Genomic DNA, 24226 nt, shown 5'->3' with positions numbered 1-24226 from the left:
TTAATTACTTTTCTTTGTTTTCTTCAGCTTCCATCTGTGATTTCAGAGCTGCAAGCTCGCTGATATCACCAAGCGTAGTTTTTTCTACGTTGTCTTTAACAGCTTTAACCGCTTTTTTGGTTTGCTTAGCCTGAGTCTTTCTGGCAGCAGTTTCTTCGGTTTTCTTTTCATCTTCGAATACACGAGAGTGAGAAAGAATAATTCGTTTTGCTGCTTTTGAGAATTCAATCACTTTGAAGTCTAGTTTTTCATCCAAGCTTGCTTGTGATCCGTCTTCTTTTACCAGGTGACGTGGAGTTGCAAATCCTTCAACACCGTAAGGCAATGCAATAGTTGCTCCTTTGTCGAATAATTCAACAACAGTTCCTTCGTGGATTGAATCAACTGAGAAGATTGTTTCAAATACATCCCATGGATTTTCTTCCAATTGTTTGTGTCCAAGACTCAAACGACGGTTGTCTTTGTCGATATCAAGAACTACAACTTCGATTTCTTCACCGATTGCAGTAAATTCTGATGGATGCTTGATTTTCTTAGTCCAGCTCAAGTCTGAGATGTGGATCAATCCGTCAACACCTTCTTCGATCTCAACAAATACACCAAAGTTTGTAAAGTTGCGAACATTCGCTTTGTGTTTGCTTCCAACACCAAATTTAGTGTCGATTTCTCCCCAAGGATCTTGTTTAAGTTGTTTGATACCCAATGACATTTTGCGTTCGTCACGGTCTAAAGTAAGAATTTGTGCTTCTACTTCATCACCAACTTTTAAGAAGTCTTGTGCGCTGCGTAAGTGTTGTGACCAGCTCATTTCAGAAACGTGGATCAGACCTTCAACTCCGGTAGCGATTTCAACAAATGCACCGTAGTCAGCCATAACAACCACTTTACCTTTCACACTGTCACCAACTTTAAGCTCTGCATCCAGGTTGTCCCATGGGTGAGGAGTTAATTGTTTTAGACCAAGAGCGATACGTTTTTTGTCATCATCAAAGTCAAGGATAACAACGTTCAATTTCTGATCCAATTCAACGATTTCATTCGGATGTGAAATACGTCCCCAGCTTAAGTCTGTGATGTGGATTAATCCGTCAACACCGCCAAGGTCGATGAATACACCGTAAGAAGTAATATTCTTAACAGTACCTTCAAGTACTTGTCCTTTCTCCAATTTAGAGATAATTTCTTTCTTCTGTTGTTCCAACTCAGCTTCAATAAGTGCTTTGTGAGAAACAACCACATTACGGAATTCCTGGTTGATTTTAACCACTTTGAATTCCATTGTTTTTCCTACGTAGATATCGTAGTCACGGATAGGTTTAACATCAATTTGAGAACCTGGCAAGAATGCTTCGATACCAAATACGTCAACGATCATACCACCTTTTGTGCGGCATTTGATGTAACCTTTGATGATTTCGTCTTTTTCAAGAGCCTCATTGACACGGTCCCAAGAACGTACCGCACGAGCTTTTTTGTGAGACAAAATCATTTGGCCTTTTTTGTCTTCAAGGCTTTCTACATAAACTTCAACAGAATCGCCAACTTTTAGGTCAGGGTTGTAGCGGAATTCGTTTAAGCTTACAATACCATCAGATTTGTAACCGATGTCAACAACAACCTCACGTTTGTTCATCGAAATAACAGTACCTTCCAATACTTCTTTTTCAGATACAGTGTTTAATGTGTTGTTGTAAAGTTCTTCTAATTCGTTTTGTTTTTGCCCTGCGAAACCTTCGTCTTCGCTTTCCAGTGCATCCCAGTCAAAATCTTCATCGGCAGCTACAGCTGCAACTTTTTTCTCTTTTTTAGGAGCTGCTTTTTCTTCAGCAACAACTTCTTCTTTTTCTTCTACAGCAGGAGTTTCTTCAATTACTTCAGCTGCTGGTGCTTCTTCAGCTTGTTGCTCTTGAGGTGCAACTTCCTTTTGCTCGAGTTCTTCCTTTACTTCAAGGTTCTCTTTTTTGTTTTCTACCATTTAAAAATCAATTAATTAATGAATTAGACATTATATTTGTAAAAACGAGCGGCAAAATTAGTAATCAATTCTTATAATTCAAAGATATTCAGTGCTTTTTTAGCGCTTAAAAACTCAAATATTCGCAGTTTTGAATTTTTAGTTTCATTTATTCGAAAAACTTCTTTACAAAGCCATAAAAGCACTTAGTTTTGTAATAGAAAATATTCCAAGAGTAATAATTTCTTTACTTTTGGCTGGCTGGCTAAATATATTCAACTTAAGGCAGATTAAATGAAACGTATTTTGGTTACCGGAGGAGCCGGTTTTATTGGATCACATTTGTGCGAAAGACTGTTAAAAGAAGGCAATGAAGTAATTTGCCTCGACAATTTTTTCACTGGCTCAAAATCCAAAATAATTGATTTGATGGGTCATCCATATTTTGAATGGGTGCGTCATGATGTTACCATGCCATATTACATTGAAGTTGATGAGATTTACAACCTAGCGTGTCCTGCCTCACCGGTGCACTATCAGTTCAATGCTATAAAAACAATTAAAACTTCGGTTTTAGGTGCTATTAATATGCTTGGATTGGCAAAACGGGTAAAAGCAAAAATTCTGCAGGCATCAACAAGTGAAGTTTACGGAGATCCGGATATTCATCCACAAACTGAGGATTATTGGGGAAATGTAAACCCAATTGGAATTCGTTCTTGTTATGATGAAGGGAAGCGTTGTGCTGAGTCATTGTTTGTGAATTACCACAATCAAAATGATGTACGAATTAAGGTCATTCGCATATTTAACACCTATGGTCCCCGCATGGAACCGAATGATGGGAGAGTGGTATCAAATTTTATTGTTCAAGCTTTGAACGGTAATGATATCACCATTTTTGGAGATGGAAAACAAACCCGCTCGTTTCAGTATGTAGATGATTTAATCGAAGGAATGATTAGAATGATGGCAACCGGAGATGATTTTACCGGTCCTGTAAATATTGGTAATCCTGACGAATTCACGATGCTGGAGCTTGCTTCAAAAATTATTGAATTAACCGGTTCAAATTCAAAAATTGTGCACCTGCCTCTTCCTCAGGATGATCCTACTCAGCGGCAACCTGATATTTCTTTGGCTAAAGAAAAATTAAATGATTGGCAGCCCGTTGTTAAGTTGGAAGAAGGTTTAATAAAAACCATTCAGTACTTTGATCAACTTTTGAAAGACCCAAAATAATATTGTATGAAAGGAATAATTTTGGCCGGAGGATCTGGCACTCGCTTATATCCGATCACCAAAGCAATCTCAAAGCAAATTATCCCGGTTTACGACAAACCTATGATATATTATCCGCTATCAGTACTGATGTTAGCAGGAATTCAGGAAATACTAATTATCTCTACCCCTGAAGATTTACCAACCTACAAAAATTTACTGGGGGACGGAAGCCAGTTGGGGATTGATTTACAATACGCAGAACAACCTTCTCCAGATGGTTTAGCTCAGGCTTTTATTATTGGAGAAGATTTTATTGGAGGTGATTCAGTTTGCATGATTTTGGGAGATAATATTTTCTATGGATATAACTTCAGCGCTATCTTAAATGAGGCAAGAAGTATGAAAGATGGAGCTGTCGTGTTTGGATATTATGTGAATGACCCTGAAAGATATGGTGTGGTTGAATTTGACGAGTCTGGGAAAGTGCTTTCTATTGAAGAAAAACCGGATGAGCCAAAATCCAATTATGCTGTTACCGGCTTGTATTTTTATACCAATGATGTAGTCGAAAAGGCTAAAAAATTAAAGCCTTCTCCAAGAGGTGAACTTGAGATTACTGACTTAAACCGAATCTATCTGGAAGAGCAACGCTTAAATGTTAAGTTATTGGGCCGGGGATTCGCTTGGTTGGATACGGGAACACATGACAGTTTATTGCAAGCTTCCAATTTCATCGCAACCATTGAACAAAGGCAGGGATTAAAAGTGTCTTGTTTGGAAGAGATTGCCTTTAAGAAAGGGTACATCAGCAAGGATCAATTGTTAGAACTTGCTAAACCATTGATGAAAAACCAGTACGGTGAATACCTATTCAAACTGGCAAATAAAAAAATCACATCGTTTTAAATATTTATTAATGAAGGTTACTGAAACACAAATTGAAGATTTGTTGGTTGTAGAACCATCTGTTTTTCAGGATGAGAGGGGATATTTTTTTGAAAGTTTTAATGTGAAATCATTAATAGAATCTGGAATTGATTCTGTTTTTGTTCAAGATAATGAATCTAAGTCAAGCAGTGGAGTTGTTCGTGGATTGCATTACCAAATCGCCCCTTATGCGCAAGCAAAGCTCGTTCGGGTTATTGATGGAGTTGTTTGGGATGTAGCTGTTGATTTGCGTAAAGGATCTGCTACATTTGGAAAATGGTTTGGAATTGAGTTAAGCGGAGAAAACAAAAAACAACTTTATATACCTCGAGGATTTGCTCATGGATTTTCAGTATTGAGCAAAACGGCAATATTTGCGTATAAATGTGACGGGTACTATCAACAAAATGCTGAACGAGGCATTATATATAATGATCCGGTTTTGAATATTGATTGGAAGATTGAGAATGAGAATCCAACTATTTCGGAAAAGGATCGTCGGTTACCCTCTTTTAAAGATGCTGAATTCGATTTTTAATGATTATGAAAATTTTAGTAACAGGAGCAGATGGACAGTTAGGATCTGAATTAAGAAAATGTTCAGGCGAGTTTTCTGAATTTGAATTCATTTTTACAGATATCAACGATTTGGATATCGCGAAATGGAAGGATGTTGAAGCATATTTTAAACAGCATCAGCCAAATTATGTCATTAACTGCGCAGCGTACACAGCAGTTGATGTTGCAGAAAAAGATGGATTTTTTGCAGAACTTCTTAATACAAAAGCACCTTCATTTTTGGGGAACATTGCCGAGAAGTATCAGGCGAGGGTCATTCATATTTCTACTGATTATGTATTTGATGGAACCTCATGTACTCCTTATCTTGAGAAAGATTTGGTGAATCCAGAATCTATCTATGGAAAGACGAAGCTGAATGGCGAAATTGGATTAATACGAGAGAATGCCTCCGCAATTATTATTCGCACTTCCTGGTTATATAGTCAGTATGGCAAAAACTTCTTAAAAACGATTCTTCGATTAAGCGAGGAAAGAGATAAATTGAAGGTTGTTTACGATCAGGTTGGAACACCAACATATGCTGGAGATCTGGCTCGGGCAATCTTAATGATAATTTCAAAAACCGAAAAGAAAGAGGTTGTATGGAAACCCGGAATCTACCATTATTCTAATGAAGGGGTGTGTAGTTGGTATGATTTTGCAAAAGCTATTTTGGAAGAATATCAATCAGAATGTGAAGTTTTGCCTATTGAAACGGTCGATTATCCTACTCCTGCAAGGCGTCCAGCTTATGCGGTTTTAAACAAATCGAAAATTAAACTTATTTTTGGCGTTCAAATTCCATACTGGCGTGATAGTTTACGTCAATGTATTCGTGAAATAAAAAAATAAAAGAAAGAGATATGGCAACGAATCAAGAAATTTTAGAAAGCGTTATTGCTAAAGCAAAATCATGGCAATCAGAGGTATATGATGAAGCAACTCGAGATGAAGTACAAAGAATGCTTGATCAGGAAGATAAAAGTGAATTGATTGACTCCTTTTATAAAGATCTTGAATTTGGAACAGGAGGACTTCGCGGTATAATGGGAGTAGGTTCCAATCGAATGAATATTTATACAGTTGGAGCAGCAACTCAAGGTTTAAGCAACTATTTGAAAAAGGAATTTGCTGACCTGGATCAAATTAAGGTGGCAATTGCTCACGATTGTAGAAATAACAGTCGCTTGTTCTCCGAAAAAAGTGCAGAAATATTTGCAGCAAATGGAATCAAGGTATACTTGTTCGATGATTTACGTCCAACACCTGAACTTTCATTCGCAATTCGTGAATTAGGGTGTCAAAGTGGGATTATTTTGACTGCTTCTCACAATCCGAAAGAATATAATGGATATAAGGCGTATTGGGAAGATGGTTCACAAATTGTTGGCCCACACGATGTAAATATTATTGATGAAGTTCAAAAAGTAGGAGCTGCTGATATTAAATTTGAGGGGAATAAAGAGTTGATTGAAATCCTTGGTGATGAGATGGACCAAAAGTTCCTTGAGAAAGTAAAAACGGTTTCTTTAGCTCCTGAGATCGTTGAGAAATATAAAGACCTTAAAATTGTTTACACTCCAATTCATGGTACAGGAGTTAAGCTGATTCCGGATGCATTAAAAGCGTTTGGATTTGAAAATGTGATTCACATTCCTGAGCAGGATGTGGTAAGTGGCGATTTTCCAACAGTAGTTTCTCCGAACCCCGAGGAACCAGCAGCTATGGATATGGCAATGAAAAAAGGAGCTGAAATTGATGCCGACGTTGTGTTGGCCTCAGATCCCGACGCAGACCGCATTGGAGTTGCAGTCAAAAATGATAAAGGAGAGTTTGTAATCATTAATGGTAATCAAACGGCATTAGTGTTTATTTACTATATCATTACTCGAATGAAAGAAAGCAATCGCCTTTCAGGAAACGAGTTCATTGTTAAAACAATCGTTTCTACAGAGAAGATTGCAGAAATTGCTCAAAAGAATGGTATTGAATTCTTTGATGTTTATACTGGATTTAAATACATAGCGGAAGTTATTCGCGAAAATGAAGGTGTGAAAAAATACATTGGTGGCGGCGAAGAAAGTTTTGGTTTTATGCCTGCCGATTTTGTTCGCGATAAAGATGCCGTTTCTTCATGCGCATTGATGGCAGAGATTGTTGCGTGGGCAAAAGATCAGGGAAAATCACTGTATGAATTACTACAGGATATTTACCTTGAATATGGTCATTCAAAAGAAAAAATGAAATACATTGTTCGCCAGGGAAAATCAGGTGCTGATGAGATACAGCGGATGATGGTGAACTTTAGAGAAAATCCACCAAAAATGCTAGGAGGCAGCCTTTTGAAAACTGTGAAGGATTATGGTGATTTGACGGAACGTAATTTATTGACAGGAGAAAGTAAGAAAATCAATCAAAAAATTACTTCAAATGTATTGCAGTTCTTTACTGAAGACGGAACAAAGATTTCAGTGAGACCTTCTGGAACAGAGCCAAAGATTAAGTTTTACTTTGAGATAGCCGCTGATTTGAATAGTCGTGCTGAGATTGATATTGTTGAAAAACAAGCAGAAGACAAAATTGAGTCGATTATGGAAGAACTAAACCTATAATTATAATAAAACAACTAAATTTTAACCCATGAGGAAATCGTTATTTATTTTATTCGCATTAATTGGTGCTGTGGCATTCGGACAGGAACGACCAGGAATGGTTCCTGAGATGACAGAAATTTGGGATCCGGAAGTAAGTGTTATTACTCCGGGAGAAAAGCCGTCAGATGCTCCATCAGATGCGATTGTATTGTTAGGTGCAGAAAAACCGTTCGGATACGAGTGGATTAATGATGCTGGAGAAGAACCAGGATGGGACTTTGAAAACGGAATTGTCACTGTAAAAAGAGGAACGGGTGTCATTAAAACGAAACGTCATTTTAAAGATTTTCAATTGCATGTTGAATGGCGCTCTCCATCAGAAGTGATTGGCGAAAGTCAGGGACGTGGAAATAGTGGTATTTTCCTTCAGGGGGTTTATGAAGTACAGGTTTTGGATAACTTCAATAACCGTACATATCGCAATGGACAAGCTGGTAGTATTTATAAGCAGCATCCTCCTTTGGTAAATGCATGTAAGGCTCCGGGAGTTTGGCAAACGTATGATATTATTTATACAGCGCCACGTTTTAATGAAGATGGAACTTACTTTACAAAACCACGAGTAACTTTATTGCAGAACGGAGTGCTTGTTCAAAATAATGTCGAGGTTCGAGGTCCTACTGAGTATGTTGGAATTCCTGAATACACAGTAAAACCACATGGTGATGGACCGCTTATTTTGCAAGATCACGGGAATCCGGTAAGTTATCGTAATATTTGGATAAGGGAATTATAAAAAATTGATATCTTAGGGCAGCTACTTCGGTAGCTGCTTTTTTTTATACTTATGAAAAAACTACGAACCTTTTTACTGATTACTGCTACTGCATTGTCATTCTCTTTAAGTGCCCAAACATTTCAAGGATTTGGAGAATCTAATTTGCCATTGGTGTCAATAAACACTGGAGGTCAAGCGATACCTGACGAACCAAAAATTAACGCTCAAATGGGAATTATATGGAATGGTCCTGGCCTAATGAATTCGTCCTCAGATCCCTTTAATGATTTTGAGGGGTCAATTGCAATCGAAACAAGGGGGTCGTCGTCTCAAATGTTTCCTAAAAAGTCTTACGGCTTGGAATTGAGAGATGAAGCAGGACAGGATACCAGTTTATCGTTAGTGGGAATGCCGAAAGAAGAAGACTGGATTTTGTATGCACCGTATTCTGATAAAAGCTTAATACGAAACGTTCTAACTTATACATTAGATGCCTCTTTAGGGCATTATTCACCACGTTGCAGATTTGTTGAATTGTTTCTGAACGGTTCCTATCAAGGGGTTTATGTGTTGATGGAAAAAATTAAGCATGATAATGAGCGGGTGGATATTGCGACTCTTTTGCCTGGGGATATAGAGGGAGTGGAATTAACAGGAGGGTATATTCTAAAAATCGATAAAACTACCGGAAATGGCGGAGAAGGATGGTACTCGGATTATATCAGTGCCGCAGACAGAAGAACATATTATCAGTATGAGTATCCCAAACAAGATGAAATACAACCTGCTCAAAAAACGTATATCAAAAATTACATAAAGCAATTCGAGCGATCTTTATTTTATAATGACTTTGAAAGTGAGAATGGTTTTCGTCAGTTGGCTGATGAAAGTAGCTTTGTTGATTTCATGATAATTAATGAATTATCAAAGAATGTTGATGGCTATCGAATAAGTACTTATCTGCATAAGGATAAAAATGAGAAGCTTAAGATTGGTCCGGTTTGGGATTTTAATTTGGCATTCGGAAACGCCGACTATTACATGGGAGCAGTTACTTCTGGATTTCAGTTTCAAACTAACATCGGACAAGACAACTCACAAGTACCTTTTTGGTGGCAAATTCTTTTTGACGATAATACGTATAGAAAAAATCTTAAAAACAGGTGGAATGACTTACGACAAGATGAGCTTTCCAATGATCGGATAGATTTTGTCATAGATAGTTTGACAACATTATTATTAGATGCCCAACAGCGAAATTTTTATCGTTGGCCGATACTGGATGTGTATGTATGGCCGAATGCATTTGTTGGTAATTCCTATGCAGCAGAAATTAGCTGGCTGGAGAATTGGATTGATGGCCGCATGGCATGGTTGGATAACTCAATTGACAACTTATATGTTGGAATAGATGAAATAGATCAATTAGCTGACGTTTCAATATTTCCAAATCCTTTTAATGATGAGCTGAGAATTCAGTTTATAGAACGTTTAGATTCAAAAATTCATTTGGAAGTTTATAATGCGCAAGGTATGATGGTGATGTCTAATAATGATTTTGTAATTGGAAATCAGCTGATTGTCGGTAGTGATAAATTAACAAGGCTTAATCCTGGAATCTATTTTGTTAAGGTGTCTGATGAGACTCAGGTTTTGTTGTCAGACAAGCTTATTAAAAGATAAATGTAACTTTAATCTGAAATTACATTTTACTTTGCCAGTGTACGAATTGAATTTCTATTTACTACTCGTTACTTTTATTATATTTGCGGCATCCAAAAAACAAATACATGCAAGAGAAAATATTGATCCTGGATTTCGGTTCTCAGTACACACAGTTGATAGGCCGGAGGGTGAGAGAGTTAAACATTTATTGTGAGATTCATCCATATAATCATTTTCCCGAAATTGATGAAACGGTTAAGGGTGTGATACTTAGTGGGAGTCCTTTTTCAGTTAGAGATGAAAATGCGCCAAAGCCAGACTTGTCAAAAATTAAAGGCAAATTACCTTTATTAGGAGTTTGTTATGGAGCACAATACATGGCTCATTATTACGACGGTGAGGTGCTTGCTTCAAATACAAGGGAGTATGGAAGGGCAAATCTTGGTTACATTGATCAGGAAAGTGTGTTGTTCAAAAAAATGACATTAAATACACAAGTTTGGATGTCTCATGGAGATACTATTGAGCGCATGCCTGACAACTATAAAATTATCGCATCTACAGCTGACGTGAAAAATGCGGCCTATAAAATTGAAGGGGAAACAACTTTCGCCATTCAATTTCACCCGGAAGTTTACCATACCACTGAAGGAAAACAGCTGTTGCAGAATTTTGCAGTGGACGTTTGTGGTTGTAAGCAAGATTGGACACCAGATTCTTTTATTGAAACTACTGTTGCCCAGTTGAAAAGCAAATTGGGGAACGATAAAGTAGTTCTTGGACTTTCAGGAGGTGTAGATTCTTCGGTTGCCGGTGTATTATTGCACAAAGCAATTGGTGAAAATCTTACTTGTATTTTTGTAGATAATGGTCTGCTTCGTAAAGACGAATTTGAATCAGTGCTGGACTCATACAAAGACATGGGGCTGAATGTGATTGGAGTGGATGCGAAGCAAAAATTTTGGACTGACCTTGAAGGTATTGTAGAACCTGAGCAAAAACGTAAGATAATTGGACGCGATTTTATTGAAGTTTTTGATGTTGAGGCTCACAAAATTCAGGATGTAAAGTGGTTGGCTCAGGGGACAATATATCCAGATGTAATTGAATCAGTTTCAGTTAATGGTCCATCTGCTACTATTAAATCTCATCACAATGTGGGCGGTTTACCTGAAAAAATGAATCTTAAAGTTGTTGAGCCGCTGAACTTGTTGTTTAAAGATGAAGTTCGCAGGGTTGGTAAAGCACTTGGAATTAAACAAGAATTGTTGGGACGTCATCCTTTCCCGGGACCAGGTTTAGGTATCCGAATCTTAAGCGATGTGACACCCGAAAAGGTTCGAATATTGCAAGAGGCTGATGCTATATTTATTAATGGATTGAAAGAATGGAAATTGTATGATGATGTATGGCAAGCAGGTGTAATGTTGCTGCCTGTTCAGTCTGTTGGGGTAATGGGAGATGAGCGCACCTACGAAAATGTGGTAGCCCTACGTGCTGTTATGTCAACCGATGGGATGACTGCGGATTGGGTGCATCTTCCGTACGAGTTTCTGGCAAAAATGTCTAATGAAATTATTAATAAGGTTCGGGGAATTAACCGGGTTGTTTACGATATTAGTTCGAAACCACCAGCAACAATCGAATGGGAATAATCAATATGATATACAGAGAGGGAAGTTTTTACTTCCTTTTTTCTTTTTACAGCAATTGTAGAAATTTGCTCAGGTCGGTTACTTTGTCTTCATAACCAATAACTCGATAACTTTCCACTAGGTTTTCAAGAAGCTTTTTAACAATCACCCGGTCTTCGCAAGGCTCGTAAATATTATCTTTTCTATTTTGTTCATGTTTGTTTGCAAATCGCTCAAGCTCCCTTCTCCCAATTATTGCTCCTTTATTTGATGGATTAATGTAGAACAATACTGGCGAAGAGTAGTCTTTCCCGTGAGCCTTTTTGGCAATGTCTTCATCTACATACGCAAGTAGCGGATTTTTAGGGAAATCAATAAAATAAAGAGGAAATCCCAGTTCCCTGGCAATTAAAGAGTAGACGATTGCAATTGAAATTGAGTTGCCTTTTTTTGTTTCCAGTACCTGATTCAGATAACAGTTCTGAGGAGAAAGTACGTTACTCAGATTAATTGAAAATTTATAAGCGTCATAAAAAACGTGATTTAAAACAGTTATTTTCTCTAGGGAGGTTAATTTGTTGCTAATCTCCAACCATACATCGCTACTAATTTTTCTAATTTTATTTTTGATTGTTTTTAGTTTCAAATCAGGATATTGATATCTGGTCAATAGAAAAAATCCTTCGAAAAGATCAACTTGCTTTTGTCCTGCCCAACTTTGAATCTTAATCTTAGTATCGTTATACTGTATTTGTTGAATCAAGTTTTCAATTCTACTTTGTATAAGCTCATCCAGGCTGGTTTCCCAAACTTGTTCCAGTTGGTTGATAATTATCGGATCTTCCTCCAAAATTTCCTTCTCAACCAATTCAAAAACTGCAGGATCAGGATCATCCAGTAGCGCTAATAAAGCATTTAATTTATCACTTTTCATCTCCATGATTTTCAATTTATTCTGTCAGTTTTTTAAGCACATGGATTATTAATTCCTCCATAAAAAGTTTATAATCTCCATTGGCTTGCTTGTTTACCCTATTTGCAATTATCAGGCATGCGGTAAGTGCATGGTGTCCCAAAAGAGCGGAAAGGCCATAAACAGCAGAGCATTCCATTTCGTAATTGGTAATTCTATAGTTTTTATGCTTAAAACTTTCAATTTTATCATTGAGTTCCGGATCAATAATATCGAGACGAACAACGCGGCCTTGAGGTCCATAAAATCCAGGTGCTGAAATTGTCACTCCGGAAGTAAATCTTTCATCTTTTATTTTTGCCAACAACTTTGAAGAACAGTTAATGACATATGGGGAGGCAAGTAGAGGGTTCCAATTCATTTTAAATTTAAACTCTTCCTCAAATTCGAGATCGACTATTTTATTCCTATTTGCATAGAAATTCAGTAAGCCATCGAATCCAATAGCTTTTTCAGATATTACAAATGAATTGACTGGTAAATTTTTCTGTAACCCACCCGAAGTACCTATTCTAATTATATTTAAACTTCTTTTCTCGGATTTTACTTCGCGTGTTTCAAAGTCAATATTAACCAATGCATCTAATTCTGTCAAAACAATGTCAATATTGTCAGTGCCAATGCCTGTTGATAAAACCGTTATAGGCTGATTATTATACAATCCGGTTTTTGAAACGAATTCACGATTTGCTGACTCATGTGTTATTTTAGTAAAATAACTGGATACTAGATCAACGCGGGCAGGGTCTCCAACCAGAATAACATTGTCGGCAATGTTATTAGGTTTTAAATGAAGATGGAAAATGCTTCCATCTGGATTGATGATAAGCTCAGAAGGCCTGATCATAAAGAGTTTTATTTGAACAATTCAAAACTAAATAAAAAAATATATAAAGCAAACTCATTTGTTTTAGGAATCAGCTTCTTTGCTAATTATAAACCAAGATTTAATCAAATAAATGGTGCTTTTGCATTAAATACTTTACTTTTACCTGAAATAATCTAAAAATTGATAAAATGGATTTTAACTTTAAAAAGTCATATTTAATTATTGCGGCAGTAATTTTTGTTATCTTGATTTTCTTCGGAAGCAGTATGTTTGTAACACTAAAACCGGGAGAACGAGGTGTTTTATTTAGACCTTTTGGAAGTGGTTTGGATAGGGAACACACTTATATCCCAGGGTTTCATATTATTGCTCCATGGAATGACTTGTATGTTTACGATGTAAAAGAACAGCAGCGGGAAGAGACCATGGATGTATTGGATAAAAATGGACTTTCGTTGAATGTCGATGTATCGGTGCGTTTCAATCCGATTTATGATAAAATTGGTTATTTGCATGAGATTTTTGGTATCCGTTATGTTGATCAAATAATTATACCTGAAGTTCGATCTTCGGTTAGGCAGGTGGCTGGTCGCTACACAGCTGAGGAAATTTATTCAACAAAAAGAAGTGAGGTTGAAGCTGCTATAATCAATGAAACAAAGGAAGTTCTCAGACAAAATAATATTGATATGCGTGCATTACTTATTAGATCAATCAATCTACCTGATCAAATTCGGGTCGCTATTGAAAATAAGTTAAAGCAGGAACAAGAATCATTGGCATATCAATTTCGTTTGACAAAGGAAACCGCAGAGGCTGAGCGTAAACGAATTGAAGCAGAAGGTATTTCCCGATTTAATGATATCATTAATAAAAGTTTAACTGATCAGATTTTAAAGCAACGCGGAATTGAAGCGACTCTCGAATTGGCTAAATCTCCGAATGCTAAGGTCGTTGTGGTTGGTAGTGGAAAGGAAGGCTTACCTTTAATTTTAGGAAATAACTAGCGTTTCTTTTTTAAAAATTGCAAGATAAAATACTCAATAGAAGCCTTTTTCAAATCGAAATATTTTGAAGAAGGCTTTTATTATTAGCTCAATTAAGTACTATGAGAAAGATCTTGAATATTCATAGAAATGACGATCCTGAACGGTATCAATGTATTGGATGCTCGCCATTTAATCCAATCGGAATTAAGTTAGAGTTTTGGGATGATGGAGAACATATTTTGTCTGAATGGGAGCCACGTCCTGAATTTATGGGGTGGGAGAATGTTCTTCATGGAGGAATACAAGCTACTCTTTTAGATGAAATATCAGCATGGGTGGTCTATACAAAATGCGAAACGGCAGGTGTTACTTCTGGGATAAATGTAAAATACAAAAAGCCTGTTTATACCAATAAAGGAAAATTAAAACTGAAAGCACGATTGAAAGAAATGAATCGTAGAATCGCCGTTATTACAGCGCAGTTATTTGATTCTGAAGAAAATTTATGTTCAGAGGCGGAGGTTACTTATTTTATTTTTTCACAAGAAGTAGCGAAAGCGAAATTTCACTATCCCGGAATTAGGGCATTTTACGAATAAGGGTAATTAATTAATCTCCAGAGTTTCTTTTTCTGGTGCCCATGGAGCAGTGTTTTCATTTGAGCCTGAACTAACCGGCATCTCCTGTTGATCAGATTCCATCTGTGGTAATTTTGGAGTATCCTGCTCTGGTAATACTAATTCTTTTTGAGTTTTAACCTGAATATGAACGGTATCTTTGGCTGATTGTTGGTTTAATTCAACCTGATTCGTCAATTTCAGTCCCAATAAGTAAAATATGGATGATGTAAGAATAAAAACTTTCATGGCTTGCTAGTAAATTTTGATTAAAAGTAAATATTTCATCTTTTATAAACTAGTTTTATCGGCTAGTAAATTGATTTTCTCGACAAATGGGAAAGATTAATCAACCAACAACCAATTAAAAAGAACTTTCACTTTCAATAAGACGCTTATTTTCTGAAATAATTACACCTTTTCATCAAAAAAGCACCAATTATCCGCATATAGTATTTTGAACTAATTTAATCGTGATTTGGAAATACAATTCCTGCATCTTTTCTGACCCTATCCAATACTTCCATCAAATCCGTTGAAAAGGAAAGTGGCATCATCGGACTTTCTGTTAATTGATTGTCCAGACATTCCATCACATGCGCTGCTTCAAACTGATAGCCATTACCTTCAATCGCAGGGGATTCTATTATTGATTCAGCGCTGTCCCCCTCATGCCAAATAGAGATGGATGTTGGAGTAAACCATCTCCTGTTTAGGCGTATATAACCACGCTCACACCAGAATTCAGATTGAATAGAAGAATACGAAGCGAAACTTGAGACTAAAGACGCCATTTCTCCACCGGCATATTTGAAGCTCATTTGAATAGTTTCTTCAGACCCAGTCGGACTAAATTGTGCAATTGTTTTTATCTGCTCTGGTTTGCCGAGTGTCATCAAAGCTGAGAAAACCGGATAGATTCCAATATCAAGCAAAGATCCGCCGCCAAGATCCAAGTTGTAAAGACGATTTGTGGAATCTTTAGGGCCATTAAAGGCAAAATCGGATCGGACCATTTTAAGTTTGCCCAATTCATTCGAATTCAGAATTTCTAATGCTTTAAGAAAACTTGGTTGAAATCTTGTCCAAAACGCTTCCATCAGAAAGGTTTTCTTTTCTCTAGCTTTGGCGATCATTTCCTCAACTTCACGGCTATTTATTGCAAAAGATTTTTCACAAAGAACAGCTTTTTCATGCTCTAAACAGAGCAATGCATGTTTGTGGTGAAAAGAATGTGGTGTAGCAATGTAAACAATGTCTACCAAAGGATCAGCAACCATTTCATCATAACTTCCATAGGCTTTCGCAAAACCAAATTCATTGGCAAAATCGGTAGCTTTATTAATGTCTCTTGACGCTGTTGCATAAAGTTTCGCATTTGGAAGAAGCTTCAAGTCAGTACAAAATTTTCTTGCAATTTTTCCACAGCCTAAAATGGCCCAGTTATAGTTCTTTTTCATTGTAATATCTAAATATGAAGCCCAAAGCTAATAAAGACTTTTATTTGTGTAAACTATTTATTTGTTCCTACCGCGAATTTTGACATTTTTATACCTTCAAAACAAAAATCAAACGGATGAAAATTAAATTCTCTTTTCTTGTTGCAGTCGTAAGTCTATTCTTGTTTTCGTGCAATAGCGCAACAAAATCAAAAGTATCTCAATATGAAAATAATAAAATTAGTCAAGCTACTGATGCAGTAACTAATGAAAAAACTGACCCAAAGAAAGCGGACTTGTCAGGTATGGTCTTTTTTCAAGCTGGAAAATATTTAGTTGGAAGCGAAAATGGACTGCCAAATGAAAAACCAGTTCATGAAATTGAATTGTCAGCATTTTATATCGATAAATCACCAGTGTCGGTAGCTCAATTTAGAGAGTTTATTAATGCCACAGGTTTTAAAACAGAAGCTGAAAAATTTGGGGACTCCGGTGTATTTAATTTTTCGACAAATAAATGGGAATTGAAAGCTGGCGTAACCTGGGAATATCCTTTTGGAAAGGATGCAGAGAAAGCCAAAGATAATCATCCTGTTACTCATGTTAGCTGGAATGATGCAATGGCATATGCCGAATGGGCTGGTAAAAGATTGCCAAAAGAAGCTGAGTGGGAAGTTGCAGCCAGGTGTGGACAGAATGGTGGATCAAGGTTTAGTTGGGGCGATCAATTAGTGATCAATGGAAAGTATCAAGCAAATGTATGGCAGGGGAAGGATGCGTCTAAAAATATCAAGGAGGATGGTTATGAATTTACCTCTCCGGTTGGAGCATTTGGAGAAAATGCAGCAGGAGTAACTGATATGGGTGGAAATGTGTGGAATTGGTGTTTGGATACTTACCAACTTTATTCAGGAAATACTGCTCCCTTCCGGAAGGATGAGAATGTAAAGGTAATTAGAGGAGGTTCGTTCTTCTTTGATCAGAATGGGGAAGATAGTTTTACTGTTTCTGGAAGATCTTTTAATTCGCATGAGACATCGCTTTTTAACACTGGCTTTCGATGTGCTGTTGATGCCGAATAGAAAACATTTGTAAGGAGCCAATGATCCACGGGTTTGGTAATTTAAGTCGGATGAAATAGTTGAAGGTGCCCAGGCAAATGGCGTTTTAGTTGAATCGATTCTTTTTCCGGACGATGGGTATCGATTTGTGAAAAAGGAAATAAAAAGATGTGGTCAGATATTAACCTTCTGGGACCTATATCTTAAATGATTTACTGCAATTTTGTAAAGTGGAGATGTTAAAAATCTCCCTCTTTTTATTGACAAATGTTTGAAATTAGATTTCTCTGCGTATGTGTTTGATAATTGGGCAGCTATGTTTGCAAACTACAATCTTTGAATTATTGTGAGGGAAAATTAATAGTCGTAATTTTAAATCCTTTTTTCCGCTTATGAATTCGGCAAGAACATTTGTAAACTATTTTACCAGTTCTTATCATCTTGCAAAAGGTGTCAAAAAGAAAGGGTCAACACTTCGAAATGAATTTTTGGAGGAGTTTGTCGTTTATATTCCCGAGATCATTGAGGAGCTTGAAGGGTGCATCCAAAATAATGATGTGAGCACTTTTTACCACAAGCTTAATAACCTGAAATTTTTATGTGAATATACTGATACGATTAATCGTTACTGGTATTTATTACGTGCGTATTCTGGTGGTTTGATGAGGTTGGCTGATTGCCCAAATCAGCAAAAGGCAGTTGAGGTTTACATTTATTACTACAACAAGTATGGAGGCCGTAGGATTCTTAAAGATGAAAATTGGTTTGAAAACTTGCGTTGGAAATTTCTGGATCAACTAATAGAGGTAGAGGATGATAAAGAGCTTTACGTATTGATTGATGATACCTATCTGTCACTCGCTAAATTCTTCGATATTTATAAAACTGAGTTGCTTAACTTTCTTCAAAGCGTTAAAGAAATTATCAATTGATAGAAAACTTAGGACAACTATTCAATCTGTTGTGTGATATTTTACCTATTCAAAAGAGCAATCTATAATCTTTAATAACGAATATATTCTAAAAATACATGGAGGAGTAATTTTCCAAAAAAAGCGTTCCAATATCTAAGCTTTAGGGAGTAGTATAAATAAAAAATCCCGTAATTAACGGGATTTAAATTTTAAATGTTTAAGCTATATAAACTAAGCAAGTTTAACATTTACAGCATTAAGTCCTTTTTTACCTTCTTGTAAATCAAAAGTTACTTCGTCATTTTCCCTGATATTTTCCAATAATCCTGAAGAATGTACAAAATACTCTTTTGGTGAATCGGCGTCTTTAATAAAGCCAAATCCTTTTGTTTCGTTGAAAAATTTTACTGTTCCTTTATTCATTTTATTAAAAATTAATTTGGTGCAAAATACAAATTTTAATAAGGTATTACTATTTTATACTCAATAAATTGAAATCAATGCCAATTCTGCGCCAAATTTGGTGCAATATTGTGACTAAATTTTTCATTTACAGTTGTTGACTTATTGTGATTTTATTTGTTCCTAGGTAAATATTCGTTCTACGACATAATGGCGATCTTTGATACGATGAAAAGTGTAATTTGTTTATAATAGTTTTTGAACGGGTATTCAATTACTATTTCAAAATGTCTGCTAAGCTTTTTTGTGAAAAATCCGTAGGATTTTAATAGATTTGCCTGAAACTAAATCGGAATGACTTTGAACGACAAATATTTACTTAGTAAATTGAAAAACGGTGATGAAGCCGCGTTTAAGGTTATTTATAATACATATGTATCTCGCCTCTATTATTTTATCTATGAATATGTTCCTTTTAACGATTTAGTAGAGAATATCATACAGGATACGCTGATGACTTTGTGGGATAAAAAGGATGAGCTTAGGGATGATACTAATTTTGGAGCTTACCTATATACAGTGGCTAAAAACAATTGTCTTTTAAAGTTGAGAGATAAAAAGCATCAGCGTCGTATATTCGAATCAACCGATTTAAGTGAGCTCGAAGTAGCTGCAAACATGGATGCTTTGGGCACATTGGATACTTCTTCTTTTACATTTGCTGAAATCGATTCTATTATTGAAAACACCTTGAGTGAATTACCTCCACAATGCAGAAATGTATTCCAATTAAGTCGGTTTGAGAATAAAAAAAACAAAGAAATTGCAGATGAACTTGGGATTTCTGTAAAGGCAGTAGAAGGACATATTACAAAGGCATTAAAAGTTTTTAAAACATCACTAAAAGATTACCTCCCGATAGTAGCTTTCCTATTTGTTTAAGTTAAGATCCCTATACTTTTTATATTCAATCCATTTGTTTCCTTCACATTTACTTAAAAAAATGCAATATTTTAATTGTTTTATGTTTTTGAAATTCAGTTGATTCTATGGTTTTTGTTCTGAAGATTTAGATTTCTTCAAAAAATATTTGAAATTTAAACTAGGGTAAAAGCTGGTTGATGTATTAGTTATTTGAAGACAATGATGAAAAACACAGAGAAAATACTACGAATAGTCCTTGGAAAGCTTAAGGTTTCTGATAAGGATAATATTCTATCAGAAATGGAGACGAACCCCGAAATGAAAGAGGAATACCGGAAAATTAAAAATGTATCTGCTTTAATTTCTTCAAAGAAGGAGATGGATGAATATAAGGTTGAAGAATTATATCTGAATTTTAGAAAACAGTTAGACAGCAGGAAGAAAAAGAGTACAGTTAGGTATATGGGAATTTTAAAATATGCAGCCGTTTTTGTGTTAGCTTTTGGCATTGCATCACTTATTTACTTCAATCAGCTAAAACAAACAAGTTCTGCGGTAGCAACACATTCAACTGCTGTATTTGCAGAGAATGGGCAAATTTCAAAAGTTGTGTTACCGGATAGCACAATCGTATGGCTAAATTCTGGAACCAAGGTCGTTTACAATAGTCTTTTTGGAATAACAAACCGTGATATACAACTTGTAGGACAGGCATTTTTAGACGTGACGAAAAATAAGGAATTACCATTGCGCGTATTGTGTGATGATTTTCAGGTTAATGTTTTGGGTACCAGATTTGATGTTAGCGCGTATCCTGAAGATGGACAAATTCATGTATTTCTTGAGCGTGGAAAAGTTGAGTTATCAAAATTGAACGACGAAACTTTTGTTTATAGCATGGATCCGGGTGAATTTGCTGAATATGATAAGACAACCGGCAAGGTATTGCTCGAAAAAACGGCTGATAGTAGCGTTACCTTATGGAAAGATGGAGTCTTGGTATTTAAAGACGGTGAGATGTCTGAAGTGTTATCAAGGTTAAAACGTAAGTATAATATTGACATTGAAGTTCTGGATGCGGATGTGTACAATTCAGTATTCAACGCAACAATTAAAAATGAAAGTCTGGATGAGATTTTTGGACTAATAGCTTATGCTTGTTCAATAGATTACAAAATCGAAAAACCGACAGATACAGCAAGAAAAAAGAAAGTTATTTTAGAGAAAGCTAACTAAAATCAGTTGTATAACTGATCGACTATGATAAGAATTGTGGAGAGTTTTGTTCGGTCAGATTGTATTAAATACATGAGGCTTGAATAAGCAAATGAAGAGATGATTTGTTCTAATATTTTGAATAAAAACGTGTGGTTTAGTTACTTGATGTATATTTGGTATCTAATCCATTAAGCACATATGAAATTATTGAAAACAGTCATATTGCTAAAACTGATGATACTATTCTCGCTAAACTCGTTTTCTCAAGCTAAGCAGCTTAGCTTAGATATGAAAAATGTTTCTATCAGAGATGTTTTGATAGAAATTGAGAATATGTCTGAATATTATTTTATGTATGATGCAACCCGGGTTGACGTTATGCAGAATGTTAGCATTCATTGCACTAACCTACCAGTTGAACGAGTTTTGGACAACATCTTCGAAAAGACGGGAATAATCTTTTCAATCAATAAAAGACAAATTGCGTTAAGCCTTGATCAGCGCAAACAGCAATATTTCCAAATCAATCCAAAAGTTACAGGTCAGGTAACTACTTCATCTGGTGATTTTTTACCGGGTGTGTCAGTTGCTGTAAAAGGCTTGAATATTGGCACTATAACTGACAATAATGGGAATTTTGAATTGACGAATATTCCAGGAAATGCAACCTTATTTTTTTCTTTTATAGGATTAAAAAGCAAAGAAGTTGAGTTGAATGGCGAAAGTTTTATTACCGTATCATTGGATGAAGAATCGATAGGAATTGCAGAGGTTATTGCTGTAGGTTATGGAATTCAACGCAAAGAAACAGTAACTGGGGCACTATCTACAATTACCCATAATGAGATTACTCTTTCCGGCCAGACCAATATTAGTAATGCCCTGTCTGGTAAATTGCCTGGAATTAAAACCATTCAACGGAGTGGTGAACCTGGTAATGATGGAAGTAACGTATATATTCGCGGATTCGGAGAACCATTGGTTATTGTAGATGGAATAGAACGTAATTATACGCAACTGGATCCAAATGAAATTGAATCGCTTACAATTCTGAAAGACGCATCAGCGGCTGTTTATGGATTTAAGGGTGCAAATGGAGTTATTCTGGTTGATACCAGAAAGGGAAGTGGTGAAACTAAAATAACGTATAATGCTTCATATGGTTTTCAAACACCAACCCGGCACGTTGATTTAACAAATGCATATGAATACGCTACTTTAAGAAATGAAGGAATTCGAAATGTAGGTGGAACGTCAAATGAATTTTCAGATAAACAGCTTGAAGATTTCAAACACGGATATGGGACAGACTGGTTTTCGGAGGTTGTCGAAAATCATGCTCCTAAACAATATCATAACTTGAATGTATCTGGCGAAAGTAAAAAGGTCAATTATTTCTTTTCAATTGGCTATGTAAACCAGAAAAGTTTGTTAGGTGATAGTCAGAGCTTTGATCGCTACAATTTCCGTTCAAATATCAGTGCAGAAATAAATCCTGGATTTACTGCCGACTTTCAGATTGGTGGACGTTACGAATTCTCTAAAGGGTCTGCATTCATGGGCGATGGCGGAAACACAGTATTCCGTGCAATTGCAATGGCTCCTCCTATTTATTCAAAATACGCGAATGATCAGATTCCAAAATATCAGGATATTCCTGGGCTTAGAAACCCGTTAGCAATGATCGATTCTGATGTGGTTGGTTATTATCGAAACGTTTGGAAAGGTGTGCAGGCACAGTTACAACTAAAATGGGAAATGCCAAATATAAAGGGTATGACCTTAAAAGGATTGGTTGCAATTGATCAGGGAATCTCAAAGAATAGAAAGTTTATAGATGATTGGAGTACCTATAATTATAATTCTATAACCGATGATTATGATGAAGTAATTAAACAGCCTTTGGGCGAATTGAATATTGATTATACTGAGAACTTATCTCCCACATTCCAATTTTCAACAACTTACGTTCGTTCATTTAAAGAACATAGAGTGAATGGATTGCTTCTATTGGAAGCCAGAAAAAATCAATTCGAATCGCTTAATGGTTTTAGAGAGTTTAGCATCACAACTATTGATCAACTGGATGCGGGAAACACTGAGAATAAGAATAATGGTGGAAATCAGAATTATTCAGCCTATGTAGGTCTTGTTGGGCGTATTAATTACGATTATAAACAAAAATACCTGCTGGAATTAAGTGGAAGGTATGATGGTTCTTTCAAATTTGCTCCTGATCACAGATGGGGATTGTTTCCTGCTATTTCGTTAGGTTACATTATTTCTGAAGAAGATTATTTCAGAAATAGATTTAGAAAGCTGGATTATTTAAAGTTTAGGGCATCTACCGGGATTCTAGGCGATGAATCATATTCTGGTGCATATCAATGGGCAAGCGCCTGGGTGTATCCGAATGGTACTTATATTTTTGGAGAAGATCGCATTGTTAATGGAATCTCTGAAACAAATATTCCAAATCCTCAAATAACCTGGTACAAAGTGAAAACCACGAATGTTGGATTTGACTTGTCGGCATGGAAAGGAAAGCTTTCTGCAGTTGTTGATTTTTTCTATCGTAGAAGAGATGGTTTGTATGGAACACGTGTTCTTACTCTTCCTTCAAGCTTTGGGGCTACTTTACCACAGGAAAATTTGAATAGTGATAATACCAGAGGATTGGAATTAATGCTTGGAACAGCTTTTAAGGTTGGTAATGTAGATGTTAGTATCAAAGGTAATCTGACCTATACACGTGCAATGGATTTACATTATGAGCGAGCCATTGATGGAAATGATTACCTCGAGTGGCGAAACAGTTTAACAAACAGGAATAAATATATCAAATGGGGATATGTTTCTCTTGGACAGTTTAAAACTTATTCTGAAATATTTGAAGCGCCGGTACAGGATGGGCAAGGGAATACTAGTTTGTTGCCTGGAGATATCAGATACGAGGACTTTAACAAAGACGGGGTTATTAACGAATTTGATCAAAGGCCAATTGGAAGAGAAGATGTGCCGGATATTAATGGAGGACTTGCAACAGGGTTAAGATGGAAAAATTATGATTTTAACCTACTGTTTCAAGGTGCTGGTAATTACAGTTATGAAACTTTTATACTCAAACAACCTTTCCTTCAGGGAGGAATTGGCAATGGTCTGGAACCGTGGATGGATCGCTGGCATAAGGAAGATTACGATAATCCTGATAGTGAATGGATCCCCGGAGAGTTCCCGGCAATTAGGACCAGCGGATATGCAGGGAATCAGTTTCCTTCCACTTATTGGATGAGTAGTGCTTACTATTTGAGATTGAAATCGGTAGAACTTGGTTATAATTTGTCAGATACAAACTTAAAGAGATTGGGTATCCAAAAGTTAAGAGTATATATAAACGCAACGAATTTATATACAATTACCAATGTGAAGTATGTTGATCCTGAGGCTCCTTATACTGGATTGTATTATCCGCAGACGAAAACACTAAACATTGGGTTTAATTTAATTCTTTGATTGTATTAAT

The 24226-nt window shown here is 36.1% G+C and carries 21 protein-coding genes; 15 read left to right on the top strand and 6 right to left on the bottom strand.

Translation table 11 applies throughout. The features are described 5' to 3' along the window. Nucleotides 1–4: 4 nt before the first annotated feature. A complete protein-coding gene (gene rpsA / locus ACUNWD_RS17190) occupies nucleotides 5–1975 on the bottom strand; it encodes a 30S ribosomal protein S1 (RefSeq protein WP_445589083.1) in 1971 nt (656 codons plus the stop codon). Between the two features lie 273 nt (nucleotides 1976–2248). On the opposite strand from rpsA, the gene ACUNWD_RS17185 reads away from it, so the two are divergent. The 8 genes from ACUNWD_RS17185 (at nucleotide 2249) to guaA (ending at nucleotide 11358) form a co-directional block, all read left to right on the top strand. Continuing rightward, nucleotides 2249–3196, top strand: coding sequence for a UDP-glucuronic acid decarboxylase family protein (locus ACUNWD_RS17185; protein ID WP_445589082.1), 948 nt, complete (start codon nucleotides 2249–2251; stop codon nucleotides 3194–3196). 6 nt (nucleotides 3197–3202) lie between these two features. Beyond that, nucleotides 3203–4084, top strand: coding sequence for a glucose-1-phosphate thymidylyltransferase RfbA (gene rfbA, locus ACUNWD_RS17180; protein ID WP_445589081.1), 882 nt, complete (start codon nucleotides 3203–3205; stop codon nucleotides 4082–4084). Nucleotides 4085–4094: 10 nt separating this feature from the next. After that, nucleotides 4095–4643 (top strand): dTDP-4-dehydrorhamnose 3,5-epimerase, encoded by a 549-nt coding sequence (gene rfbC / locus ACUNWD_RS17175; RefSeq protein ID WP_445589080.1) that lies wholly within the window; start codon nucleotides 4095–4097, stop codon nucleotides 4641–4643. Nucleotides 4644–4648: 5 nt separating this feature from the next. Beyond that, nucleotides 4649–5518: a dTDP-4-dehydrorhamnose reductase gene (gene rfbD, locus ACUNWD_RS17170; protein WP_445589079.1), complete on the top strand. Its 870-nt coding sequence runs from the start codon at nucleotides 4649–4651 to the stop codon at nucleotides 5516–5518. Nucleotides 5519–5529: 11 nt separating this feature from the next. Continuing rightward, nucleotides 5530–7278 carry a phospho-sugar mutase gene (locus tag ACUNWD_RS17165; RefSeq protein ID WP_445589078.1) on the top strand — a complete coding sequence of 583 codons (1749 nt, stop codon included), beginning with the start codon at nucleotides 5530–5532 and terminating at the stop codon, nucleotides 7276–7278. 28 nt (nucleotides 7279–7306) lie between these two features. Continuing rightward, entirely contained in the window at nucleotides 7307–8056 is a 750-nt protein-coding gene (locus ACUNWD_RS17160; RefSeq protein WP_445589077.1) for a 3-keto-disaccharide hydrolase, read from the top strand. A gap of 51 nt (nucleotides 8057–8107) precedes the next feature. Continuing rightward, complete coding sequence (locus tag ACUNWD_RS17155) at nucleotides 8108–9721, top strand: CotH kinase family protein (RefSeq protein ID WP_445589076.1); 1614 nt, start codon at nucleotides 8108–8110, stop codon at nucleotides 9719–9721. A 107-nt stretch (nucleotides 9722–9828) separates the two neighbouring features. After that, nucleotides 9829–11358 carry a glutamine-hydrolyzing GMP synthase gene (guaA, locus tag ACUNWD_RS17150; protein ID WP_445589075.1) on the top strand — a complete coding sequence of 510 codons (1530 nt, stop codon included), beginning with the start codon at nucleotides 9829–9831 and terminating at the stop codon, nucleotides 11356–11358. Between the two features lie 46 nt (nucleotides 11359–11404). Here guaA and ACUNWD_RS17145 read toward each other — a convergent pair whose 3' ends face one another. Together ACUNWD_RS17145 and ACUNWD_RS17140 are read right to left on the bottom strand one after the other, a co-directional pair. Then, the gene (locus ACUNWD_RS17145) at nucleotides 11405–12271 is read right to left on the bottom strand and encodes a transglutaminase-like domain-containing protein (protein ID WP_445589074.1); all 867 of its coding nucleotides are present in this window, start codon (nucleotides 12269–12271) and stop codon (nucleotides 11405–11407) included. Between the two features lie 16 nt (nucleotides 12272–12287). Further along, complete coding sequence (locus tag ACUNWD_RS17140) at nucleotides 12288–13157, bottom strand: nucleoside phosphorylase (protein ID WP_445589073.1); 870 nt, start codon at nucleotides 13155–13157, stop codon at nucleotides 12288–12290. A gap of 170 nt (nucleotides 13158–13327) precedes the next feature. Between ACUNWD_RS17140 and ACUNWD_RS17135 the strand changes: the two genes are divergently transcribed. Together ACUNWD_RS17135 and ACUNWD_RS17130 are read left to right on the top strand one after the other, a co-directional pair. After that, nucleotides 13328–14146: a prohibitin family protein gene (locus ACUNWD_RS17135; protein WP_445589072.1), complete on the top strand. Its 819-nt coding sequence runs from the start codon at nucleotides 13328–13330 to the stop codon at nucleotides 14144–14146. Between the two features lie 101 nt (nucleotides 14147–14247). Further along, nucleotides 14248–14727, top strand: a complete 480-nt coding sequence (locus tag ACUNWD_RS17130; protein ID WP_445589071.1) for a PaaI family thioesterase — start codon at nucleotides 14248–14250, stop codon at nucleotides 14725–14727. Nucleotides 14728–14733: 6 nt separating this feature from the next. Here ACUNWD_RS17130 and ACUNWD_RS17125 read toward each other — a convergent pair whose 3' ends face one another. Together ACUNWD_RS17125 and ACUNWD_RS17120 are read right to left on the bottom strand one after the other, a co-directional pair. Then, entirely contained in the window at nucleotides 14734–14994 is a 261-nt protein-coding gene (locus ACUNWD_RS17125; RefSeq protein WP_445589070.1) for a hypothetical protein, read from the bottom strand. Between the two features lie 218 nt (nucleotides 14995–15212). Continuing rightward, nucleotides 15213–16205: a Gfo/Idh/MocA family protein gene (locus ACUNWD_RS17120; RefSeq protein ID WP_445589069.1), complete on the bottom strand. Its 993-nt coding sequence runs from the start codon at nucleotides 16203–16205 to the stop codon at nucleotides 15213–15215. Nucleotides 16206–16321: 116 nt separating this feature from the next. On the opposite strand from ACUNWD_RS17120, the gene ACUNWD_RS17115 reads away from it, so the two are divergent. Both ACUNWD_RS17115 and ACUNWD_RS17110 read left to right on the top strand, forming a co-directional pair. Next, entirely contained in the window at nucleotides 16322–17266 is a 945-nt protein-coding gene (locus ACUNWD_RS17115) for a formylglycine-generating enzyme family protein (RefSeq protein WP_445589068.1), read from the top strand. A gap of 371 nt (nucleotides 17267–17637) precedes the next feature. Further along, a complete protein-coding gene (locus tag ACUNWD_RS17110) occupies nucleotides 17638–18177 on the top strand; it encodes a hypothetical protein (protein ID WP_445589067.1) in 540 nt (179 codons plus the stop codon). Nucleotides 18178–18390: 213 nt separating this feature from the next. On the opposite strand, the gene ACUNWD_RS17105 is transcribed toward ACUNWD_RS17110, so the two are convergent. Further along, nucleotides 18391–18582, bottom strand: a complete 192-nt coding sequence (locus ACUNWD_RS17105; RefSeq protein ID WP_445589066.1) for a cold-shock protein — start codon at nucleotides 18580–18582, stop codon at nucleotides 18391–18393. A 333-nt stretch (nucleotides 18583–18915) separates the two neighbouring features. On the opposite strand from ACUNWD_RS17105, the gene ACUNWD_RS17100 reads away from it, so the two are divergent. The 3 genes from ACUNWD_RS17100 to ACUNWD_RS17090 all read left to right on the top strand — a co-directional run bounded on the left by ACUNWD_RS17100 (nucleotide 18916) and on the right by ACUNWD_RS17090 (nucleotide 24216). Beyond that, entirely contained in the window at nucleotides 18916–19503 is a 588-nt protein-coding gene (locus ACUNWD_RS17100; protein WP_445589065.1) for an RNA polymerase sigma-70 factor, read from the top strand. Nucleotides 19504–19704: 201 nt separating this feature from the next. Continuing rightward, nucleotides 19705–20721 (top strand): FecR family protein, encoded by a 1017-nt coding sequence (locus tag ACUNWD_RS17095; RefSeq protein ID WP_445589064.1) that lies wholly within the window; start codon nucleotides 19705–19707, stop codon nucleotides 20719–20721. A 180-nt stretch (nucleotides 20722–20901) separates the two neighbouring features. Next, on the top strand, nucleotides 20902–24216 hold the full coding sequence (locus tag ACUNWD_RS17090; protein ID WP_445589063.1) for a TonB-dependent receptor: 3315 nt from the start codon (nucleotides 20902–20904) through the stop codon (nucleotides 24214–24216). The last annotated feature ends 10 nt before the right edge of the window (nucleotides 24217–24226 follow it).

The organism is Sunxiuqinia sp. A32 (assembly GCF_052690465.1).
Note: the sequence above shows the minus strand (reverse complement) of the source record. Positions and strands in the feature narration are given on the sequence as shown.